We start from the raw sequence: 5,074 nt of genomic DNA, 5'->3' as shown, positions 1-5,074 counted from the left end.
CCTAATTCTACTCGTTCATTTTTGTAAGCCTTAAGGTTTTCGAGAGTTTGTTTTAAGTCTTAGTAATTCATAAATTACATTTACAGCATCGCTCGTATACCTAATATTCTAACGAACTAGTCTTTGTGCAATCGTCAATGCTTTTACCATTATTTGCACAAATCCACGTGCCGTTAATTAATTCTCCTTGAAATTCTGTACCACAATCCTTACAAGTAACTGTCCTGTCGCTCAATTGCATTCCGTTTTTAAACCGTTTTATGACTTTACCGGAATAGACATTTTTATTTGTAGTTTGGGCAACTATAATTAGAGACTCTTTATTAGTGAAGTTGTCTTGAATTATTCTAATATTCAATTCACTTATTCTTTGGTCGTATAAACTCTCCAAGTGATCTCCTGTATTTATGGTTTCATTCCAGTCTTTTTTGATTTCATCTAGGTCCACTTCATTTCCTTTAAAATCATAAAATGTGATTTTATTAAGGTCAGCATAATCAATTCTTGAATCGTTGCAGCTTAGTATAAATAGAGCCATTAATAAATGCAGAATAGTTTTTTTCATTTCATTTTTTTTAATTGTTATCAGATTTTTTTTACTGAAACAAAGGATAATTTCTCAACCTAATTGGAAATTTATGTACTTCTGTGATACCAAATGTAACGTCTTCATTTTCACAAACCATTTTTAAAACATCTTTTGCATCAACAAGTTTCCTTTCGTTATTAATTAGTCTCCAAACTGGGTTGTTAAAAGTGTAATCATTAACCCATAACTCTTTGTAAACAGCTGTAATCAATAAGTTACCTTCCTGACAAACGCTAGTGTTTACTTTAGTTTAAGCTAAAAACACATAGTTGGTTTTAGTCTTTTTTTTAGGATTTTCTTGAATTATGTTCGTCCATTCTGCTGTCCAAAGGAATTTGCTGTATTTTACATTTGCAGGTATGGTTTCCTTTTTAGTAAGATCACAACTAGAAAGGAATAATGCTATAATTAGAATGGATACATATTTTACAATCAGATATTTTTATAAAATTGATGAATTGTTTTTATTTTCAAAACTTAATAAGTCAACCACCATTGGAATTCCTTTCCCTGCTTTTTCTTTAATAACAGTCAGGTTTCCATATGATTCCATCGACGGTGCTGGATCTACAAAATATATAGGTGTGGTGCTCGGAGCAAAGTCTTTTAATCCTGCCGCTGGATATACTTGCATGGAGGTACCCACGATGAGCAATACATCTGCTTTTGATACGATTTGTATCGCTTGATCCATGGCGGGAACCTCTTCACCAAACCATACAATATGTGGTCTGAGCTGTGATCCATCCTTGCTCAAGTCGCCTAGGTTTATATCGCCAGGACATTCTTGGATTTCGTTTTCGTTTTTAGAACTCCGTGCTTTTTTTAATTCGCCATGAAGATGAATCACGTTTGTTGAGCCAGCACGTTCATGGAGGTCATCTACATTTTGTGTGATCACCTGCACCCTATAACTGCGTTCTAATCCTGCGATACAAAAATGTGCTTCATTAGGTTTTACTTCAAGGAGTTGTGCGCGTCTTTTGTTATAAAAATCAAGTACCAAAGCTGGATGTGTCGCATAACCTTCTGGAGAAGCTACTTCCATCACATCGTGTCCTTCCCAAAGCCCACCAGCATCTCTGAAAGTTGCAATGCCACTTTCGGCACTTACGCCAGCTCCTGAAAGCACTACTAAATTTTTCACTTCTGTTGTTTTAAGTTTAAAAATAAGCTTTTTACAAAGAAGTCTATTGGATATCCACTCCTTTCTTGAGAACAGGAAAAGTGAGCTAAACGGGAACAAAGAGCTTAAATCGTTAGGGTTTAAATTTGCCGGCGGATTATAAAAAATTACAATTATTGAGGAAAATTACTGGAACTCAGATAAATTTGGAACTTGTATGACCTTGAGCTTATTGATTGTACTGCTACCTGTATTGGATGGTAAATAAGGAGCAACCCTATCTGATCATATTTTTTACCGGTACCATGGTGCCTTGAATTAACATCCCATAGCCTAGGTATATTCTGAACGAATTTCAGAATCCATCGACAAAATTCCTATTAACTTCTGAGCGGGCAAAGTTAAAAGAGATGTTTGTGAAAGTTACGCTTTCGCGAAAGCGCACATATAACTATCTTTGCCGTCCTTAAAAAGCAACGATTTTATGAAAGTTTCCTATAACTGGATCAAGCAATTTATCAACATACCAGAAGCCTTAGAAGATCATACAGCATTACTAACCTCGTTAGGGCTGGAAGTAGAAGGCGTGGAGAATTTTGAAAGTGTAAAGGGTGGACTGGAAGGCATTGTTGTAGGCTATGTAGCGTCTTGTGAGCAACATTCGAATGCTGATAAACTTCAAGTTGCTCAGGTGAATATAGGAACAGAAACGCTTCAAATAGTCTGTGGTGCTCCTAATGTCGCTGCAGGACAGAAAGTAGCTGTTGCCACTATAGGAACAACTTTATATGATGAAAAAGGGGAGCCTTGGAAGATCAAAAAAGGGAAGATAAGAGGTGAAGAAAGCCACGGAATGATCTGTGCTGAAGATGAATTAGGATTGGGAACTTCCCACGATGGAATCTTGGTGCTGGACGCAGCTCTAGAAATAGGAACGCCACTCAAAGACGTTATTTCTATCGAGAACGATCAAGTGATAGAAATAGGCTTAACTCCTAATCGCTCAGACGCAATGTCACATATGGGTGTGGCTCGTGATTTAAGAGCTGGACTCGCCATAAATGCAGATGCTTTAGAATTTATCACTCCATCAGTAAGCGGTTTTCATGTGGATAGCCGTTCTTCAAGGGTAAATATAGAAGTAGAAAATACAGAGCTTGCTCCACGATATTGTGGAGTAACGCTCACTGGAATTAAAGTAAAGGAATCTCCGGAGTGGATTAAAAACAGATTGAAAGCGATAGGAATTGCTCCTAAAAATAACATAGTAGATGTGACCAATTATGTGATGCACGAGTTGGGGCAGCCGCTTCACGCTTTTGACTTAAACAAGATAAGCGGGAATAAAATCATTGTTAAAACCCTTGAAAAGGATACTCTTTTTACAACACTGGACGGGGTAGAACACCGACTACATGAAGAGGACCTCATGATTTGTGATACCGAGAAACCTTTGTGTATAGCAGGAGTTTACGGTGGAGCAAATAGCGGAGTTACAGATGGAACCACTTCTATATTCTTAGAAAGTGCATACTTCAACTCGGTTAGCGTGCGTAAAACAGCAAAACGTCACCACTTTAATACCGATGCTTCTTTTAGATTTGAGCGCGGTATCGACCCAAATATAACAGAGTATGCTTTGAAAAGAGCTGCGTTACTTATTAAAGAAACTGCCGGTGGTGAAATCTCTAGTGATATTACTGATGTGTATGCTCAAAAAATTGAAGACCAACAAGTATTCCTTCCTTTTGCAAAAGTAGACTCGCTTATAGGACAGGAAATTCCTCGTGAGGAGATCAAGAGTATTTTAAGAACACTGGATATTAATGTCAATAATGTAACAGAATCTGGTTTGGGACTCACCATTCCTGCTTATAGAAATGATGTAACACGTCCGGTAGATGTTATAGAAGAGATTTTGAGAGTTTATGGTTATGACCGTATAGAAAGTTCTTCCAAGTTAAATGCTACAGTTGCAAAGTCTTCTAAGCTAGAAAACAATAGATTGCAAAATATAGTGGCGCAACAACTGGTAGGACAGGGTTTTGTAGAGATGATGGCAAATAGTCTAACATCTGAAAAAAACCATACACTTACAGAGCAAATATCGCCTAAGAATCAAGTCAGCATGTTAAACCCTTTGAGTAGCGATCTTGCCGTGATGCGCCAAAGCTTAATTTATGGTGGTCTTGAAGCAATAGCTCACAACTTGAATAGAAAGCAGGAGAATTTGAGATTGTTTGAATTCGGTAATTCGTACCATCAATATCAAGAACGTCAGTTTACAGAGAACAAGCACTTAAGCATTCTCACAGCTGGAAATACTGGAAATCCAAGCTGGAATAGTACTTCTCAGCCAGCAGATTTCTTTTATCTTAAAGGAGCTGTTGTTGAGGTGTTGAAACGCTTAGGGATACAAACTATTAATGAAAAACCTACTAAATTAGATTTCTTAAGTGAAGGAATAGCTTTGAGTAGTGGTGCAAAAATCGCCGATATAGGAGTAGTAAAGAAGAAGGTTGCTAAAAATTTCGGGATCGAGGTAACCGTTCATTTTGCTAATATTTACTGGGGTGAAATTTTAAAGCTTGTTTCTAAAAAACATATTCCTGTAACAGAAATTCCTAAATATCCTGAAGTAAGCAGGGATTTTGCTTTGCTTGTAGATGATTCGGTAAGCTTTAAAGAACTGAGAGAGATTGCCTTAAATACGGAAAAGAAGCTATTGAAATCGGTACAGCTATTTGATGTGTATGAAGGTAGTAAATTACCTAAAGGTAAAAAGTCCTACGCGTTGCATTTTACACTCCAAGATCCAACTAAAACCCTCACTGATAAACAGATTGATAAAACCATGAATAAGATACAACAGCAAATTGAAAATCAGGCTGGTGCGGTATTGAGGTAATTAAATGTGAATGATTGTTGCCAAAACAACAGATTACTTTGATGGAGCGTATAAAGAGAAAGCTTCGATTAAAACAGACCGCCACCTCAAAAAGAATCAGGTAATCGCTAGTTCATAGTCATTACTTTTCAGGCGAGGTAGCTTTATACAACGGGCAACTTATTCCATAGTAATAATCCCCAAACAAATACTCCATTTGTTTCTGGCCTTTTGTAGATGCTTATGAGGTAGTAAGTAATGATCACTGTAAACTAAATGCATGTATGTGTTCCGATAATTTATAAGATTTATTTTTTGTGGATCAACTCATAAATTCTCAAAAACAGCAAATGTTACGGGTGCAAATTTTAACGCGTATAAAATTAAAAAGAAACATCTGAAAATTCTCAAGTCTTGGTGTTTTGAGTATATAAATCCAGTGTATGCGATTTAAGTATTTGCTTGCTATTTT

Annotated in this window: 3 protein-coding genes; 1 reads left to right on the top strand and 2 read right to left on the bottom strand. The window is 36.7% G+C overall.

The window, feature by feature from the left end; translation table 11 throughout:
• Positions 1-100 precede the first annotated feature (100 nt).
• Positions 101-565, bottom strand: a complete 465-nt coding sequence (locus ACJAT0_RS12570) for a hypothetical protein (protein ID WP_415181933.1) — start codon at positions 563-565, stop codon at positions 101-103.
• Between the two features lie 466 nt (positions 566-1,031).
• Entirely contained in the window at positions 1,032-1,736 is a 705-nt protein-coding gene (locus tag ACJAT0_RS12565) for an SIR2 family NAD-dependent protein deacylase (protein ID WP_374003363.1), read from the bottom strand.
• A gap of 463 nt (positions 1,737-2,199) precedes the next feature.
• Here ACJAT0_RS12565 and pheT point away from each other — a divergent pair, with 463 nt between their 5' ends.
• On the top strand, positions 2,200-4,623 hold the full coding sequence (gene pheT, locus ACJAT0_RS12560) for a phenylalanine--tRNA ligase subunit beta (protein WP_415181932.1): 2,424 nt from the start codon (positions 2,200-2,202) through the stop codon (positions 4,621-4,623).
• Positions 4,624-5,074 lie beyond the last annotated feature (451 nt).

This window comes from Nonlabens sp. (assembly GCF_047636915.1).
Taxonomy (GTDB): domain Bacteria; phylum Bacteroidota; class Bacteroidia; order Flavobacteriales; family Flavobacteriaceae; genus Nonlabens.
Note: the sequence above shows the minus strand (reverse complement) of the source record. Positions and strands in the feature narration are given on the sequence as shown.